At 44.5% G+C, this 18,399-nt stretch carries 13 protein-coding genes and 1 pseudogene; 8 read left to right on the top strand and 6 right to left on the bottom strand.

The genetic code is table 11. From position 1 onward, the window contains the following. Positions 1–634 precede the first annotated feature (634 nt). The 4 genes from AEA42_RS03340 to AEA42_RS03325 all read right to left on the bottom strand — a co-directional run bounded on the left by AEA42_RS03340 (position 635) and on the right by AEA42_RS03325 (position 5,048). Positions 635–1,606, bottom strand: a complete 972-nt coding sequence (locus AEA42_RS03340; protein ID WP_011623458.1) for a phosphate ABC transporter substrate-binding protein PstS family protein — start codon at positions 1,604–1,606, stop codon at positions 635–637. A gap of 213 nt (positions 1,607–1,819) precedes the next feature. Continuing rightward, complete coding sequence (phoR, locus tag AEA42_RS03335) at positions 1,820–3,118, bottom strand: phosphate regulon sensor histidine kinase PhoR (RefSeq protein ID WP_055646954.1); 1,299 nt, start codon at positions 3,116–3,118, stop codon at positions 1,820–1,822. 80 nt (positions 3,119–3,198) lie between these two features. Then, a complete protein-coding gene (gene phoB / locus AEA42_RS03330; RefSeq protein ID WP_011071727.1) occupies positions 3,199–3,888 on the bottom strand; it encodes a phosphate regulon transcriptional regulator PhoB in 690 nt (229 codons plus the stop codon). 185 nt (positions 3,889–4,073) lie between these two features. Further along, positions 4,074–5,048 carry a porin gene (locus AEA42_RS03325; protein ID WP_055646953.1) on the bottom strand — a complete coding sequence of 325 codons (975 nt, stop codon included), beginning with the start codon at positions 5,046–5,048 and terminating at the stop codon, positions 4,074–4,076. A gap of 292 nt (positions 5,049–5,340) precedes the next feature. Here AEA42_RS03325 and rdgC point away from each other — a divergent pair, with 292 nt between their 5' ends. Further along, positions 5,341–6,255 (top strand): recombination-associated protein RdgC, encoded by a 915-nt coding sequence (rdgC, locus tag AEA42_RS03320; RefSeq protein WP_055646952.1) that lies wholly within the window; start codon positions 5,341–5,343, stop codon positions 6,253–6,255. Between the two features lie 208 nt (positions 6,256–6,463). Here rdgC and AEA42_RS03315 read toward each other — a convergent pair whose 3' ends face one another. After that, on the bottom strand, positions 6,464–8,275 hold the full coding sequence (locus tag AEA42_RS03315) for a PDZ domain-containing protein (protein ID WP_055646951.1): 1,812 nt from the start codon (positions 8,273–8,275) through the stop codon (positions 6,464–6,466). Between the two features lie 140 nt (positions 8,276–8,415). Here AEA42_RS03315 and AEA42_RS03310 point away from each other — a divergent pair, with 140 nt between their 5' ends. From AEA42_RS03310 to AEA42_RS03290, 5 genes and pseudogenes are all read left to right on the top strand, one after another. Beyond that, positions 8,416–10,578 carry a tetratricopeptide repeat protein gene (locus AEA42_RS03310; protein ID WP_055646950.1) on the top strand — a complete coding sequence of 721 codons (2,163 nt, stop codon included), beginning with the start codon at positions 8,416–8,418 and terminating at the stop codon, positions 10,576–10,578. A gap of 149 nt (positions 10,579–10,727) precedes the next feature. Further along, a complete protein-coding gene (locus AEA42_RS03305) occupies positions 10,728–12,284 on the top strand; it encodes a GGDEF domain-containing protein (protein ID WP_055646949.1) in 1,557 nt (518 codons plus the stop codon). Positions 12,285–12,340: 56 nt separating this feature from the next. Next, positions 12,341–13,696, top strand: coding sequence for a nucleotide 5'-monophosphate nucleosidase PpnN (gene ppnN, locus AEA42_RS03300; protein ID WP_037425808.1), 1,356 nt, complete (start codon positions 12,341–12,343; stop codon positions 13,694–13,696). A 14-nt stretch (positions 13,697–13,710) separates the two neighbouring features. Continuing rightward, entirely contained in the window at positions 13,711–14,493 is a 783-nt protein-coding gene (gene xni, locus AEA42_RS03295; RefSeq protein ID WP_055646948.1) for a flap endonuclease Xni, read from the top strand. A gap of 110 nt (positions 14,494–14,603) precedes the next feature. Further along, positions 14,604–15,032: pseudogene (locus AEA42_RS03290) on the top strand (DUF3192 domain-containing protein). A gap of 1,012 nt (positions 15,033–16,044) precedes the next feature. Here AEA42_RS03290 and AEA42_RS03285 read toward each other — a convergent pair. Further along, complete coding sequence (locus AEA42_RS03285) at positions 16,045–17,004, bottom strand: integron integrase (RefSeq protein ID WP_055646947.1); 960 nt, start codon at positions 17,002–17,004, stop codon at positions 16,045–16,047. A 353-nt stretch (positions 17,005–17,357) separates the two neighbouring features. Between AEA42_RS03285 and AEA42_RS03280 the strand changes: the two genes are divergently transcribed. After that, on the top strand, positions 17,358–17,753 hold the full coding sequence (locus AEA42_RS03280) for a DUF4019 domain-containing protein (protein ID WP_055646946.1): 396 nt from the start codon (positions 17,358–17,360) through the stop codon (positions 17,751–17,753). A 158-nt stretch (positions 17,754–17,911) separates the two neighbouring features. After that, positions 17,912–18,262, top strand: coding sequence for a hypothetical protein (locus AEA42_RS03275; protein ID WP_055646945.1), 351 nt, complete (start codon positions 17,912–17,914; stop codon positions 18,260–18,262). Positions 18,263–18,399: the final 137 nt, after the last annotated feature.

Genomic DNA, 18,399 nt, shown 5'->3' with positions numbered 1-18,399 from the left:
TTGTATTGCTTCCAGTTGATTGTTTTATAGCGAGGTTTTGACACGATTGATGGGTGAGTTGATAGGCTATGCCGATCAGATCACCAGCTATGGTTTTAGTTCAACTGATTTAGGAAACAAAGCCTCACTTAGCTAACCTATGAACGGTAAATTATCTAATCATATTATCGGATGCAGATTTACCGACGCGCAATCGAATAAACTGTCCTCGCATCAGCATTTTGTAACAATGCTTGAATCCAAGTTTTGCCATAATCGACTTTAGTTAACTCATAAAAATAAAATTTACATATTTTTCAATACATAAAGGTTATAAGAAAAAATATTTTCAAAAATTTTCTATTTTTGCTGAACTAATTTCACGCCCTTGAGTCAGATATTATGAACCGAATCTTTGCAATGAGTTTCTTCGTTCATCATCATTCTCCTTTAGATGGTTTCTAGCGCGACCGTCCCCAGATTCCGAATTGGAATTTACAGCAACCTAATTAGGTTGCTTTTTTTATGCCCATTTTCAGTCGTAAGTGCCAACTAGTAATCACCTAGCATGATAACCCCATACTGACGTTGGTGGTTTAAGTCCCCAAAACAAAAAGGGCCTCCGAAGAGGCCCTTAAGGTTTAGCGGTTTAGCATTAGAGGCGGATGCCTAACTGTTCTAAATCTTTAGCAACGACGCTCTTAGGCAGAGTCACATAACCGTCTTTTTCTACCACTTGCTGACCTTGCTTAGACAGCACGTAACGGATGAATTCTTTTTCCATTGGTGCTAAGTCTTTGTTTGGCTGCTTGTTCACGTACACATATAAGTAACGTGATAATGGGTAAGTACCGTTAGCGGCGTTTTCTGCAGTCGCTTCGATAAACTCGTTACCTTTCTTCGCGATGGCAACGGCTTTCACACCAGCAGTTTTGTAACCGATACCTGAGTAACCGATAGCGTTCAGTGATTGAGACACTGACTGAACTACAGAAGCAGAGCCTGGTTGTTCGTTTACGTTGGCCTTGAAGTCACCTTTACACAGAGCGTGCTCTTTAAAGTAACCGTAAGTACCAGATACTGAGTTACGGCCATATAACTGTACGTCTTTAGCTGACCAGTTACCGTCAAGGCCTAAATCGCCCCAACGTTGGATGTCGCTGCTACCACATTTGTGAGTAGAAGAGAAAATACCGTCAACTTGTTCGACAGTTAAGCCTTTGATTGGGTTATCTTTGTGTACGAACACAGCTAAAGCGTCAATCGCAACACGAACTGCAGTTGGCTTGTAACCGTAGTGTTTTTCGAAGGCTTCTTCTTCATTAGGCTTCATCTTGCGGCTCATTGGGCCGAATTGTGAAGTACCTTCAGTTAATGCTGGTGGCGCAGTAGAAGAACCAGCTGCTTGAATTTGGATATTTACGTTAGGGTACATCTGTTTAAATTCTTCAGCCCACAGTGTCATCATATTGGCTAAAGTATCTGAACCTACAGAGGAAAGGTTGCCCGATACCCCACTTGCTTTCTCGTATGTTGGCAGAGATTGATCAACAGATGCCATTGCAGTGGCAGAGAATACACCAGCGGCAGTAAGAGTCATCGCGCCGACAAGCTTTTTCAGTTTCATTATGTGCTCCAGTAATAAGCTAACTAATTTGTAACTTAAGTTTCTTCAGACGCAGCCAGTATCAATCGCTACAATGACAATTCTATGTCCAAGATATGACACTTAGATGACAAAACACCTTTTTATAAAAAATCCGCCGATTCAAACCCGATAAAAAAACAGGCCATAATGGCCTGTTTTTAATATAAAAAATAACGTTACATTAAATAGCAATTATTTTTTACGTTCAATCAAATGCTGCGGGATCACAAAGCTGAAAGTGCTACCCTTTCCTAATTCACTGCTGATATTAAGCTCACTGTGATGATGACTTAACGCATGTTTCACAATGGCTAAACCAAGGCCGCTGCCCCCCGTTTGCCGTGAGCGCGCGCTGTCAACTCGATAAAAACGCTCGGTTAAGCGATTGATATGCTGCGGTGCAATCCCTTCCCCGGTATCTGTCACACTGAAGAGACCGCCAGTAGCAACGCTACGCCACTGCACCGTAATCTTGCCACCAGGCTCAGTGTAACGAATCGCATTAGAAATCAGGTTAGAGCAAGCACTTCTAAGCTGTAACTCATTGCCATGGGAATCTAATCCCGACTCACAATGGAAACTTAACTCATATTTATCCTGCGCTAATGCCTTAGCTTCTTCCTTTAAGACTTCCATTAGCTGCGACATGTTTACCGTGTTCTCAAGATTAATATCCACTGCATCTTCGATACGCGATAACACCAGTAATTGTTCGACCATCGACTGCATTCGCCGAGTCTGCTGCTGCATTAAGGCTAAGGGTTTAGCGTTCATCGAATCGGGTTCCGCCATGCTTTGCATCATCTCTAAATAGCCCTGCAATACAGTGAGCGGGGTTTTGAGTTCGTGTGACACATTGGCGACAAATTCTTTACGCATGCCTTCGAGTTGTCTTATCCGTGTAATATCGCGGGCAATCAACAGTAACTGCCGATCGCCATAGGCCATGATACGAATTTCGAGTAAACGCCGCTCCGATACTGGCGAAGCCAGCTCTAAGGGTTCCTTATATTCAGCCGCTTTGATATAGGCAGAAAAATCGGGATGACGAATTAAATTATCGATTCGTTGACCATTATCCTGTGGCCAAACGAATCCCAACATCAGCTGAGCTAATTTATTACACCATAAGATATTATGCTCTGAGTCGAGCACGACTGCTGCATCGGGTAAGGCTTCAGCGCCTTGACGGAAACGCCCAAGTAGAGCCGCCAATTGACCGACTCGGCGACGATTTTTACCTTGCAGGCGGTAAATACCATTAAATACGCCTTCCCAACTGCCAGTGCCTTGGGGAGGCGTTAATTTTCTATCTCGCCATAACCAAAAATTAAGTCGCGCTAACTGACGGTAATGCCAGAACACTAGCCCTAGCAATCCAATGATCAGTATCCAGAGGGGTTTCCCTACCAATAAACCAATGAGCAAACAAAGCAGTAAAAATACGGCTAAGCGCGTAAACAACCGGTACCCTGAATAAGAGTCAAACATAAATAAACCCAAACATCAGGCTAAATAAGAGGAGCACAAGATAGCCGAAAAGCTAACTTGTGCCTATCTCTTATTTGGCACTAACTACGTGTTGAGAAGCGATAACCCGCACCACGAACCGTTTGAATGAGACGATCATGGCCCGACTCTTCAACCGCTTTACGTAGGCGGCGAATATGCACATCAACGGTTCGGTCTTCGACATATACGTTTGTGCCCCACACATTATCAAGCAGCTGTTCGCGGCTATAGACACGTTCTGGGTGTGTCATAAAAAAGTGTAACAATCGAAATTCTGTGGGCCCCATATCGAGTACAGTATCGCCAACACTTACCCTGTGACTCACGGGGTCGAGTAACAATCCTTGTACGTCAATCGTTTCTTCAAGACGGGTCGGCGCGCTACGGCGTAGCACCGCTTTGATACGTGCCACCAACTCCTTGGGTGAGAAAGGTTTAGTGATATAGTCATCGGCGCCCACTTCGAGGCCCTTAACCTTATCTTCCTCTTCTCCACGGGCAGTGAGCATAATAATGGGGATCTGACGGGTAAACTCATCCTGCTTGAGGCGTTTAGCCAATTGAATACCGCTTCCTCCAGGAAACATCCAATCCAACAAAATCAGATCGGGGTAAGGCTCCTTTAGCAGCGCAATGGCCGAATCAAAATCTTCTGCTGCAGAGGTGGTAAACCCATGCTGTTCCATTACAAAAGTCAGCATCTCGCGGATGGCTAACTCGTCTTCTACTATCAATATCCTTGCAGTCATAGGTGATTTTCTGTCAGTGAATGTCAACACGGCTATTATTAGTCATTTTTATTACAGATTTATGAATAAGTGTGCCGCACAAGCTATATAGTAGCGATAATTGTCATATTAAGTTTATATAACTGTTTGTTTATCGCAATAAAAAAGGAAGCCGAAGCTTCCTTAATTCAATCTTAATACTGAGATTAGAACTTGTGTTCTAAACCAACAGCGATGTATTTATCATCATCTGTATTCGCTTCTAAAGAGCGGTTGGTATAGAAAGCAAACACTTTAGTCGGCTTGCCTAAGCTGTAATCCGCACCCACTGACCATGAATCACCTAAGTCTTCCATGTCTTGATATTGAGCTTTTAATGTCACAGCATTGATATCATAAGCAGCACTTAACAGGTAGCCAGTCGCACTGTCTGCAGACACCTCAACTGGTTCGCCCGTTGTTGCATTGTATTTGTACGTTTGTTCCTGCTGCTGATACATACCACCCAACTTGATGCCAGCTAACTTGGCTTGTAAGCTAGCGCGCACGATTTCATATCCAGACACATCAGAATCGTAGGCAAGGGCTGCATAGACAGCGGTTTTCTTTAACTTAGCGTCACCATACATGGCGGCAGCACTGAAACCATCTTGAGCAAATTGACTTTTAACATCATTACCTTCCGCAACATAAGTGACACCAAACACAAAGTCACCAAAGGAAGGGGTTAAGTAAGTTGCCGTTTGCGCAGCACGAACTTCACCTTTAAACAATTTAGCCAGGTCACCAGAATTCATAAAGTCATTGAATTGGTCAACACCACCTTGAGAAATCTTCAGCAAAGTATCGTTACGACCAACAGAGAACGAACCAAAGTCGCCTTTTAAACCAACAAATTGATTACGCGCAGTAAAGTTGTCGCTTGATGCATTACCAGTATCTACTTGATACTCAACAGTATAGAAAGCGGTAAGTGAACTTGATAATTCGAAATCACCCTTCACACCAAAACGAGAAGCATTACTTTGAATAGTTGTTGTAGAATCACCTTTCTCATCATTTGATTGAGCGGTAACGTTCAACTTACCATAAACAGTCAGTGGCTCAGCGGCATAAGCAGAAGCCAGAGTTGCAGAAGCTAGCGCAGAAGCAAGTAGAGTTTTACAAAAAACGTTCATCATTTAATCCTTTCGACGTTATGTTCGTCTTGGTTATTGGTTTGGAACGACCGAAAGTTTGCAATGAATCTGTTTCAGTTTTATTTCAATTGTGACAACTTGGGTCAGCCACCTCGAAACCGCACTCCCCTTGAAAGATAAAACCGAGGCATACCAAGGGTTACAGGCAGATTTTTTTCAATGTTACATTTTGATGAATTCTGCAACCGGGGCAAAATTTAACGATTTAAGGTAGGTTTACCCCGCTGCAACTATGCCGTAAACTGCGACTTTATTTTTCCAATGAGCGCATCTTATGTGGTTTAAAAATCTTACTCTTTACCGTTTCAATAAACCTTTTTCCATCGAGACAGAAGCACTTGAAACCGCACTCGCCGATTTCACATTTTCCCCGTGCGGCAGCCAAGACGTCAGCAAATTTGGTTTTTCCAATGCCTTAGGTAAACAAGGCAGCACCTTAGTGCACAGCGCCAACAATCGTCACCTTATTTGTGTCACTAAAGAAGAAAAAATTCTGCCAGGCCAAGTGATTAAAGAATCATTAGAAGAAAAAGTGGCGCAAATTGAAAACGAAGAAAATCGTAAACTTGCCAAAAAAGAAAAAGATGCGCTGAAAGATGAAATCATCACTAGCCTATTACCACGCGCCTTTTCACGTCGCAGCCAAACTCGCGCGCTGATTTTACCTGAGCTGGAAATGATCCTCGTTGATAGCTCTAGCGCCACTAAGGCCGAAGAATTATTAGCCTTATTACGTAAGGCCTTAGGCAGCTTGCCTGTGATCCCATTAAGCTTTAAAGCGCCAGTTGAATCCAACCTCACTCAATGGTTAAAGGATGGCAGCGCACCATTACCCTTTGAAATGCAAGATGAAGCCGAGTTGAAATCGGCCGCCGATGAAGGCGGTATCGTACGCTTTAAGCAGCAAGATCTGAAAGAAGATGAAGTACTTGCCCACCTCGAAACCGGTAAAGAAGTGCATAAGCTCGCCCTGCACTTTGGCCAATCAATCGCGCTACTGCTGCAATCCGATGCCAGCGTAAAACGCTTAAAATTCTCCGAAGAATTTAGAGCGGGTAATGATGAGCTAGGGAATGAAGATCCAATGGCGCGTCTCGATGCCGACTTTGCCTTAATGGGCAGTGAGTTAGTGGCGCTGATGCACGCACTGGTTTCGGCATTAGGCGGCCTTGAAGAGACTCAAGCTTAACGCTTAAGCAAGCAGATAAAGTACAGCCATATTTAGCGAAAGCGCCAACCGAGCTTAAGCTAAATCAAACGAAATAATGTATAAAGGCGCCGCAGTTGAACTTAGTTCACTGCGGCGCCTTTTTAGTATCGATGACTGAATTAATACATTAGGAGCGATTCAAGTAAGCCAACCTTAATTGCCGCCACTCACTCAAATCGCAAACGAACTAGCTTTTCGTCAGCAGCTCACCCTTATTATCGAACGGCCAATCAATGCCAAGCCAAGCTTTGAAGAAGGCTTTTTGCTGCTTAGTCGCCTTCGCATCGCCTTTTAGCACTAGCTTACCGCTTTGTTTCTCACCTAAGGTTAACGCCACTTGCTTGATTTTGTCGTTGTTAAATAAGGTGATTTCGACTTTATCACCCACTTTAAAGTCTTTGATGCGTTTATCAAAACCTTGTGCCGTGACCTTTAAGCCATTAATCGCGAGGATCTCATCCCCTGCCACGATACCGGCCTGCCACGCGGGGCCATTACGCAAGACTTGAGAAAGCACTAAAGAGCCATGTTCGCTGCTTAAAGTCATACCCGTAAAAGGCTCAGCTTTAGAGTCTTTACCATAGGACATGACTAAACCGGCCTGAGACAACAGGCTTGAAAACTCAAGACTCAGCGGACTATTCACATGGCTCTGCCACCAGGGGCCATAATCCTTACCCGATAAGTCCTTCAGAATTTGCTGCACATCGGCCACAGTGTAACCCTTAGGCACGCGGTAATCCTGATAGAGTTTACGGTGTACATCGCGATATGAGTGGGCAAGATTCGAGTCGGTCAGCAGGGAGAAATCCAGCGCCAGTGAGGCTAGATAACCTTCAGAGTAAATATTCACACTATGGTTGATGGCATAATCACCACCCGTGCTGCTCCACTCCCCTAAACTGGCCTCGGCCACAGATTGAATTTCGCGCCCGGGTGTCAGCTCACTCTTCTCAATGCGTTTAGCAAGATCTTCTAAAAACTCCTTAGGCGTCATCACTCCAGCACGCAGCAGTAACTGACCTTGGAAATAACTGGTCGAGCCCTCAGCAATCCACAAAAGCTCGGTCATGTTTTCATGCTGATAATCGTAAGGGACCAAACCCGCTGGACGATAGGCTTTAACGTTCCAGGTATGAATAAACTCATGGGAGGCTGTGCTGATAAAGCGTAGATAGTCCTTACGCTCGCGAAAACTAAACCGGGGCAGTTGGATGACCGTCGAATTCAAATGTTCGGTTGCACCACTCGCACCGCTAGTGGCGTGCACCATATACACATAACGCTCAAAGGGATAACCATCCCAAATCGCCTTGGCTTGACCACTCAGCGCGGTTAAATCTTTCACCACCTTGTCGGCATCGTAGTTGCCTTCGCCCCACAGTACTAACTCATAGTCTCTACCATTGGCACTGAAGGTTTTGTGGGTGCTCACGCCGGTTTCGATGGGCGAATCAATCAACACATCATAATTAGGCGCCACAAAGGAATGCGCCGCGTTGCCTGACGACATACCCGAATAACTTTGCCAGTTTTCGGGAACCGTTAACTGTACTGCGACAGCATCGGCTCGAAATTGCGGGCTATACATAAATACGCCACTGGCATCTAAATAGGCGTGGGTAGCATCGATATGACGCACTCGTTGACCTAATTCATTGGCATAGAGCTGATAATTCACTGTCACGCTGGTGGGCTTATCGAGGGCTATTTGCCATTCACCGCTGGCAGTGCGTTTCCATGGCAGCGCGTTGCCTCGTGCATCGGTCGCGCTAAATAAACGCACACCGTCGGATAAAGGTAACACTTGGTATTTGCCCGTACGCCACACGGGGAGATTGACATTGAACTCACCCGCTTTAGCCTCGGGGAAGGTCACACTCACCTTCGCAAGGTGATGTTCCGGTTGGCTTAAATCAATTTTGTAATCCACATCGGCAAATACGTTAGCCGACCCTAATACACTTAATACCAAAATAGATAATCTACTGGGTTTCACTCTGACTTCCTTCCGTCTTCTGTTATTATGCTTCTTATATTTTTTCCAAGTATAACAAGTCGATGTAGCATCCTCATTAGGCGCTAACAAAAGCTAACAAAATAAGTTCCTTGACTTAGGGAATATAGGGCCACCTACACATGCATAAACTCATTGTTATTTTCGTGACCTTGTTAATATCTATTTCTTTTCAAACAAAGGCTGCCGATCTTGAGGCCGAAGAAATAGAATTGCGTGAAACGCCGCAGAAGATGTATGACAGACTTAACCAGTCCATCTCTTTTCCTATTGCCTTTAAGAATCGTGAACAATTTGAACGTGCCGCCCAAGAGCAAGGCTACAGCAGTGATGAATTCGAGCATATTCTGCAACTGCTTGCGCGGTTAAATCTCGAGCCAAATGTGAAATCCAAGGTTGGCTTTCAAGACGCCAATAGCCTGATTGAATTATTGGCAAGCATAGCGCAGACCCCCTTCGAACAAGCCACTGTCGCTATGCTCAAGGGGCGTTATATCGGCCGTACCGAACAAAAATACCAAGAGGCCATCGCATTTTATAATGAGGCGCTGACACGGATTAACGACAGTTATGATGTGGAATCCATGCTGCTAAAGCACACCATTCATGAACATTTAGGCGGATTGCACCTCGTCATCCGCCAAGATGTACCTGCGTTAATGCATTTTCATACCTACCGCGATATCGCCTATAAGCTTAGAAACGACTACCTTATCGCGGCGGCCGAATCGAAACTTGGGCATTATTACAATAAAAATCAACAACTCACTAAATCATTACAACACTATAGCGAAGCAATTCGCCTGTCTAATCGCTCCAATTATCCTTCGATGAAAACCCACCTGCAGCTGCAACTGGCGAAGGTGTATCGGGATTTAAAACAATGGGATGAAGCCTTAAAGAATGCCCATGAGGCTGCCGCAGGTTTTAAAAAACTGGGCAACGACACTTATTTATCAAGCTGTATGACGGTCATCGCCATGGTGTATGGCGAACAAGGTGATTGGAACCGCGCCATCGATTACTACCTGAATGCCCAGCAGCTCGACGCCAAACGCGGTAACTACATCGCGCAAGGGCTGAATTTTCACAATCTCGGCCAAGCCTATTCGCACCTACATGATGAGGTAAACGCCCTCAAATACTTATTAATGGCGAATCAGATATTCCAAGAAAAACAAAGCCATCACTATTTAGTCTATAACGAACTGCTTATCGGTGAGATTGCCCAATCGAAGGAAGATTGGCCGCTGATGATGAGCCATGCCGAGAATGCTTTGGCTCTCGCCAGCGATTTAAAATTGCAGGATGAGCAAAAATCGGCGCTGACACAAATCGCCCTGTCTGCGGAAAAGCTCAACGACCAAGCTAAAGTGATTAGCACACAAAAGCGCATTATCGAATTGAGCGAAGCACTCGAAAGCACAGCCAAAGATCCATCGGTTTCCGCCTCCGTGCTGGCCGAGCAGCAACTCAAGCTCGAACTCAGCATGTTGCAAGGCAAACTGAATGATGCGGTTGAAACCACTAAAAATACTAACAAATTGCTCGCCTTTAGTGGCCTGATTGCGACTGTACTCTTAGTGGGAATCATCATACTGCTCAATCAGCGCCGTAAGCACAAACGCCAAAACGCCATGCTGCAGCAGTTAAGCCTCGAAGAGCCTTTTACCCACCATCAGGGATATGCCGCGCTATTAAAGGATCTCGCCCAAAGCACAGCGAATGCGCCCACAACCGCCCTCGCCTTAATTGAATTTCGCGAGCATGTCAGTACCGATCTGAATCACGGCCAATATTTTGCCAATGCCATTACACGCCAATTAACCGACCATATCACTAATGGATTGTCGATGCCCGTGTATGTGATCCGTCAAGGCTTGTTTGCCGTAAGATTTACCGAGGCAGAAGAACCGCAGCGAGTATTACAAACACTGCGGGCACAACTGGATACCAAAGGCATGGGCTATCATTTTAATTTAGGCTGGATAAGTTTACCGCTATTGACCAAAGCGGAAATCAAAATAGCCCCTAAGTTACTGTTTGAAACCCTGCAAATGGCACTCGCGGGCGCGCGCAGTTTGCCGAATGACACTAGCCATTATGTGAGCCTTAGAGCCTTAGATTTTGTGCCACCGACACTCTTTGCCGATCCACTATTTTTACATCTCGAAAAAGGGATTGAACGCGGCCTGATAAGGGTCGACACCAGCGCAACCAAAGACGACATCATTTGGCCCTGCTGGGAAAATAACCAAGATCGACATTTATTAGAAAATATTTGATCAATATCGACAATTAATCATCGTGGCATGGGGAAAGCAATTTGCACTCTACCGCCATTGTTATAACATTAGAAGCATATGAGTTTACCGCTAATCTGGACAGAGGACGTCATGCTTGTTAGCCCTACAGAGTTAGGAAAATACTCCGGATGAAGGATTCCAACGCGACAGTGACACAGCTGGCATTGCTTCAGCAAAAACTTCACTCGGCAAAATTGGCCCTCGATGAAGTAAACGAAGACAGGAATGCTAAGTTACAAACACTACTCCAATTTATTGGCCATTTAAGTCTTGCCTGCAAAGGGCAGAATTTAGAACTGGATAATAAACTTGCCAAACTTCGCCACAATCTAAATACCTTTGAACGAGTCGATGAAGCATTGCCGGAATTGGTTGATGTTGAACGCCTGTTAAAGGGTCAGTACAACCACGTGATGGTGCAACTGGAAGAGAGTCGCACAGGGCTTGCTCAAGTCATTCGCCAAATCCAACGGGTTAACTCGGCGCCAGAAAAACTCAAAAAAGAAGTTAACTACTTCAAGCAAGATCTCTCTAAACCGTTCCACACTGTATGGGAATATATTCCTAAAGTTAAACAAATCATTGGCTTCTACGATACCATCCTGCAGCAACAGTTCAACGAGACTGAAAAGCTCGATGTCTTGCCTAAGCACAGGCAACTCGCCCACGAACTGGCGCAGATGATTTCGGAAATCGAATTTCGTAAAGATCAACGCGACCAAGTGCTGGTGATTAAAGAGCTGCTGGCATCAGAAGTCGAAATCGATACCTTGCTCGAAGCCTATCAAACCATTTTATCTTTGCTGCTCGATAACATCGCCCGCGAAAAATCGGCCTCGCAAGAGTTTTTATACGCCCTAAACGATGCTTTAGCCGCAGTGCGTGAAGTGGTGAGTGAATCCTATAATCACAACCAGCGTAGTTTCCAACTCAAAACCCAGCTTAATCGTGAAATCAATTCTCGAGTCGATAATGTGGGTGAAGCCATTATCGATACCGACGATATTGTCGACCTCAAAGCACGTTTAACCGAACAGCTCAATTCGATTCGCTCCGCCCTCGCCCGCAAAGAAGCCTTAGAACAACGCGAGCAAGCCTTACTGCGTAAATCGATGGAAACCATGCGCAAAGAGCTTAACGAGCTTAGCAATGAGGCCAATACCTACAAAGAACGACTTTTCGAACAACAAAAGCTCAATCTGCTGGACAGCCTAACTCAATTACCTAACCGTGCCGCCCTAGAAGAACGCATGGAGCTTGAGTATCGCAATTATCAACGTCATAAATCTCCGCTATGGATTGCGATTGCAGATATCGATCACTTTAAGAGCATCAATGACAGTTTTGGCCACAGTACTGGGGACAAAACCCTACAGGTCATCGCCATGGCATTAAAAAATTCTTTACGGGATACCGAGTTTGTCGCCCGCTACGGCGGTGAAGAATTTGTGCTCATTTTGCCAGATATTGACGATAACGATATCGCTCAACTTTTAAACAGAGTTAGAGAAAAAGTAAAAAATATTCCATTTAAATTTAAAAATCAGCGAATTACAGTTACAGTATCTATAGGGGCTGCACGAGTCATGGGCAATGAGCTCATACACGAAACCTTTGAGCGCGCCGATGCAGCACTCTACAAAGCAAAACATGAAAGCAGAGACAGGGTCGTGATTGACGTATAACTAAGTCAGACTATACGTCGCTTCTTATCACTCCTGTCGATACGAAGGAGTGATAAATGATAGTAAAAGTCAGCCCTAAGGGCAGCATGGATCAGCTTTCACAACTTGAAGTTGATCGCCTCAAAAAAAGCGCCAAAAGCGCCCTATATCAACTGTATCGTAACTGCTCACTCGCGGTACTCGCTGCGGGTTTAAAGACCGACAATTCTAAAGCACTATTCGAGCAATATCACGACTTCGACATCAATGTACTGCAACGCGAACGCGGGGTTAAGCTCGAGCTTATCAATCCACCGGAACAAGCCTTTGTTGATGGCCAAATTATCACTGGGATCCAAGAGCATTTATTTTCGGTGCTCAGAGATATTCTCTACATCAGCGACAAATACGACACCCTAAAACATATCAATTTAACAAATGCTAGCCACATTACTAACGTCGTGTTTGATATTTTGCGTAATGCCCGCGCCATTGCGCCCATGAAGGATCCTAATGTAGTGGTCTGCTGGGGCGGACACAGCATTAATGCCATCGAATACCAATATACCCGTGAAGTCGGTTATCAACTCGGCCTAAGGGAATTAGATATTTGCACTGGTTGCGGCCCAGGCGCAATGGAAGGCCCGATGAAGGGCGCAGCGATTGGTCACTCTAAACAACGGATTAAAAATGCCCGTTATATTGGCCTCACAGAGCCGAGTATTATCGCCGCTGAGCCGCCTAACCAAATCGTTAACGAGTTGGTGATCTTGCCCGATATCGAAAAACGCCTAGAAGCGTTTGTACGCTTAGGTCACGGCATTATTATCTTCCCCGGCGGTGCGGGTACAGCCGAAGAACTGCTGTATATACTGGGGATTTTGCTCAATAAAGAAAACCAACAAACGCCCTTCCCACTGGTATTAACTGGCCCCAGCGAAAGCGCAGATTATTTTATTAAAATTGATGAGTTTATCGCTGCAACCTTAGGGCCTGAAGCGCAGCAAAAATACCAAATCATTATTGATAATCCTGCCGAAGTCGCTCGGGTGATGAAGCAAGGCATGGAGCAAGTGAAAAACCATCGCCGTGCCACAGGAGATGCTTACCAATATCAATGGGGGCTAAAAATTGAGCCAGAATTTCAACTGCCCTTCACTCCCACCCATGAGGTAATGGCAAACTTAAATTTACATTTTCAAACCAACAAAGCGGAGCTTGCAGCCAACCTGCGCAAAGCCTTTTCGGGTATCGTAGCGGGTAATGTAAAATCTGACACCATCAAGCAAATTGAGCAATTAGGTCCCTTCCACATTAAAGGGGATCCGCATTTAATGGAGTTGATGGACAATTTGCTGGGGGCCTTTGTCGCCCAGCATAGGATGAAACTGCCGGGAAGCGCTTATGTTCCCTGCTATCAAATCGTGAAGTAAAACAAAAACCGCCAATGAATAAGTTTTTAATTATCGATGGTCTCAACTTAGTCCGCCGGATTTATGCGGCGATCCCAGATGAGAACGATATGGACAGTTTAACGGAGCGTGTGAGTGTCGCCTGCACTAAACTGCTGCGCATTCACCACCCAACCCATGTCGCTATCGTCTGGGATGGGGATGAGATCTCTTGGCGTAAACAGCTCTACCCTGATTATAAAAAGGGCCGTAAACCTATGCCTGAGCCACTGGCGGCGGGCTTAACGGCATTGCAAAAACACCTTAACAGTTTACAAATCCAATCAATTTATGCCGCTGCTGAGGCCGATGATGTTATCGCCACCCTTGCAATGAAAACCGCCAAAGCCCAAGGTGAAGCCATTATTGTGTCAACGGACAAAGGTTTTAGCCAACTCAATCATCCGCGGATCAGCCAGTGGGATCACTTTAATCAGCAATATCTCAACATCGCTGAGCTTGAACAAAAACTGGGAGTCGATCGCAGCCAATTTCTCGATTTAATGGCTCTTGCGGGTGATAGCGGCAATAAAATCCCCGGTATCGCAGGTATTGGCCCTAAATCGGCCGCCGAGTTACTCCGAACCTTTAGAACCTTAGCGACACTGTTTTCCTCGTTGTCCAATCTCGGCGCCAAACAAGCAAAAAAATTGGCAGAAGGCCGAGATATAGCACGCCTCAGTTATAAGTTAGCCCAACTACAAACCGATTTACCCTTAAACATCAACTTAAAAGATTTTCGGGTCAATAGCCCTATTCATACGCCACCCGTCGACTAGCGCCTCTTGTTAACACTAAGTTGCAATAAAGCCGTTTACCTCAGGTCATCAAAGGCGTATTTTATTCATTTGCCAAATAACACATTGGATATGCAAAGGAATTAGATTCAATGAAATCAAAAACCTCGGTTATTATTGGTAGCATATTTGCCGCCTATGTCGCCTTCGTCGCCGTAGTGGTGCTCGTATATGAGCCCACTCCAGATTAAATGGATTGGGAAGATAGGCAAGTCTATAACAGCCAGAAATTAAACGATTTAACACTCGGGCAAGATATTTCCGCCGTCAAAACCCTATTTGGTAAGGCCGATTTTACAGAGGCAAAATCCCTTAAGGATAGCCAGCTACAAGTGCTCTTTTATCGTACTCACCATCAAAAATCCGATGGCGTGACCAGCAAAGAAGAATGCACCCCGCTGATTTTTAAAGATAATAAACTCGTGGCCTGGGGCGATGATACCTATAAACAGTATCTCGAAGCCGGCACAGATATTGTTAGCCGCACCGCCAAAGAGGTCGAAAGCTCAAGCAAAAATTGATTTTGCTCTGATATCACCATCATCCCTAAGCTAAATATCCAAAGCTTATTAAGCTATCCCCCAAAATGGCAGTGTAAATCAATACATTGCCATTTATGTTACAGAACTGCTTAAAAGCGAGATAACTTTATTGTCAGGTGTGCAGGATGAATTGTCATTTTCCCCTGTGACACGCCACCCTTTTATTTCACAAAAAGCATCCATAAGGGCTCTACTAAAACCTAGATGTTTTAGAAGGTCACAGTTGCAACAATGACAATCTTTACGACCAATGAACTGTTCATCTGGCTAAAAGCTTTTTTGCCCCCAAACGAGAAAAGTTTGTCGTCAGGTGTGTAGGATGAATTGCCATTGTTTCCCCTGCGACACGCCATAAACTCATCCCTGAGAGCTCGACGGCGGCATCTGCAATACATGGAAGTGTAAATGCCGCGATTACATGGATGTGAAAGAGTGGCCATGTCGCCAACGGTCACTGTTGCAACAATAAAAATCTTTACGACCATTGAACTGTTCATCCGGCTAAAAGCTTTTTGCCCCAAAACAAGTCGGCTGAATCGGATATTGCGATATATGCATTGCCACTGTTTCCCCAGTGACACGCCGTGAATATATCCCTATAGGCTCGACGGCGGCATCCATGCCGCCAACGGTCACTGTTGTAACAGTGGCAATCTTAACGACCATTGAACTGTTCATCTGGCTAAAAGCTTTTGCCCCAAAGCGAGATAAGTTTGTCGTCAGGTGTGTAGGATGAATTGTCACTGTTTCCCCAGTGACACGCCGTCCTTTTATTTTACAAGAAGTATCCCTATAGGCTCGACGGCGACATCCATGTCGCCAACGGTCACTGTTGCAACAATGCCAATCCTAACTATCCCTCTAGCTGCTAGGTCAGCTAAAAAGATATTTGCCCCATTCCTAGTTAGCAAAGTAGTATCTAGCTCACTTTAACATCAGTATGTTGACTCAATTTTAGTAATGCTACAGAGTTACAAAAGGACTCTGACATTTATAATGTGTCTAACGGGCTAGTTGTTCCCGCAAAATGTTGGCCAAGTACATGTGTATAGATTTGTGTGGTACTAACGTCATTGTGGCCCAGTAACTCTTGAACACTTCTTATATCACGACCAGCTTGAAGTAAATGGGTTGCGAAGCTATGCCTAAACGTATGGCAGGTGACGCGTTTATTCATTTGAATATTACGCACGGCATTCCCGAGCGCTTTACGAATAACACTTTGATGTAAATGATGCCTGCAAAGTGTTCCTGTATAAGGATTGATACAGGTTGTGCTGGAAGGAAAAATAAACATCCACCCGTGTTGCCTAAACGCATTGGGATACTTACGTTCTAATGCATTTGGCAGAGATGGACCTATCCCTTGCTGGTTATCATTCTGTTGAATTTTAATAGCCTTTTCAATATATGTAGTGAGCTTTTCTGCGCATCTATGGCTGAGGATGGTTTGCCTATCTTTATGTCCTTTACCGTCTCTAACGGTCAGCGAAGCTCTCACAATATCAATATCTTGGATACGTAACCTGAGGCATTCTGAAACTCTTAGTCCACTACCATAGAGTAGTTCTATTATTAGCCTATCGCGGCCATCAAGTTCATTTAATATTAGTGAGATTTCTGATGGGGATAACACTGTCGGTAAATGTCTCTGTTTAGTGGCATAGCAAAAACCTAAATCCCCAAGCTCATGGTGCAAATGCTTCTGATATAAATAGGCTAATGCGTTAAGTGCAATTTTTTGTGTGTTGATGGCCACATTTCGTTGATTGGCAAGGAAGGTTAAAAATTGTGTAACTTCTTCCGTTCCCATTGTTTCAGGGTGACGCTTGTTGTGAAAGTTAATAAAGGCCTTGATCCAATAGAGATAGGTTTTTTCCGTTCTAATACTGTAACCACGCATACGCATTTCTTCTTGAAGGCCGCTTAGAAATGGGCTTTTTAGACTCATGATAATCCTCGCTCTTAAATACTGTTATTTTATACAGTATTATTTAAAATTCCCGGATATCAAGGAAAATAGTGGAAAAATTTTGCGCGTTTGTACACGGACTAATTTATATAATTATTTTATTTCAATCAGTTATGTGCTTGCGATTTGAGATAATAGGTTTGGAAAACGCGCATGCGCGTTTTTCCAGATAGTATATTTGAAGAGAAGCTGATAAGTTATTTGCAATACAAGTAGTTAACTGTGCGCGTTTTTACTGGTCAAACGAGGTAAACGCGCATGCGCACTAATAAAATGTTAGCTGTATACTCAAACTCTACTTTTCAAAATGATTGGTACATAAAGGAAATGCTATGAAAAAACTAATACTGATTTTATCAATATATTTTTCTTCTTTTGTATGGGCTAACGAATCTGTCGGTGTCACAGCGGCAAAAGAGTGGCTCAGAATTGTCGATTCTGGTGAATACGCTGAAAGTTGGGAAAAGTCTGACTCTTTCTTCAAGTCCCAGCTAACTCAAGAAAAGTGGGCTGTAGCTCTGAAAGAGGTGCGCTCTCCATTGGGGGCAGTTGTTTCTCGAATAGAGCTGGGAGCTAAAGAGTATTCCACACTGCCAGGCGCACCTGATGGACAGTATCTGGTTATTCAGTTTCAAACTGATTTTCAGAACAAAAAAACGTCTACTGAAATATTGACTCTGAGCAAGAGTAGCGGGGACTGGCTCCCAATTGGCTATTTTATTAAATAAGTCTTGTCCCTCTACAGCTAACAAGGCGTTGCAACTCGCGCCTTCGGCGCTGGACAGTTTGTAAGTTGTGCCTTTGTGGTTTTGCTTCGCAAAAGTAATCCACAAATTCAAAACTTACAAACTGCCGTTGAACTTAGCGTTAGGTGACCGAGTTACCCATGATCAAAAAGTTACTATTATCGATCGCCGCATTTTTAATCCTTGGTATTGGCGCATTGGTCTATTTGGTTGCACCACATGTGGCAACGCCAAAGTTTATCGTCCAAAATAAAGCCAGCGTTCCCATTAAGGTTACGGCTCATTGGAGAGAGAAAATTAAGGACCTTGGCGAGCTTTCACCAGGCACTATGATTGAGTTCGAAGTTACTGATGAAGCTGCAATGGAATTTAAAGCTACATACCCAAATGGGCGAGTTGCTTCGAGTTTTCCTGCGGTTTATTTTACCTCAGGTACTTTAACAAATGCGGTTGTCACAGATTCCTCTATAGAGGTTATTACGCAGCTATGATCCAAGCACCTAATCGGGTAGCCGGAGGTATTTAGCCTCCAGCCCCCACACCACCCTGCATGCGGCTCCGCACAGGGCGGTTCATTTAGAACGCCTAACCTGTTTTCTGGTTCGGATAGTGAACCGCGATCCTTCCA

This window comes from Shewanella sp. Sh95 (assembly GCF_001308045.1).
GTDB classification, from domain to species: domain Bacteria; phylum Pseudomonadota; class Gammaproteobacteria; order Enterobacterales; family Shewanellaceae; genus Shewanella; species Shewanella xiamenensis.
This window is presented reverse-complemented; position numbering and strand designations above follow the sequence as displayed.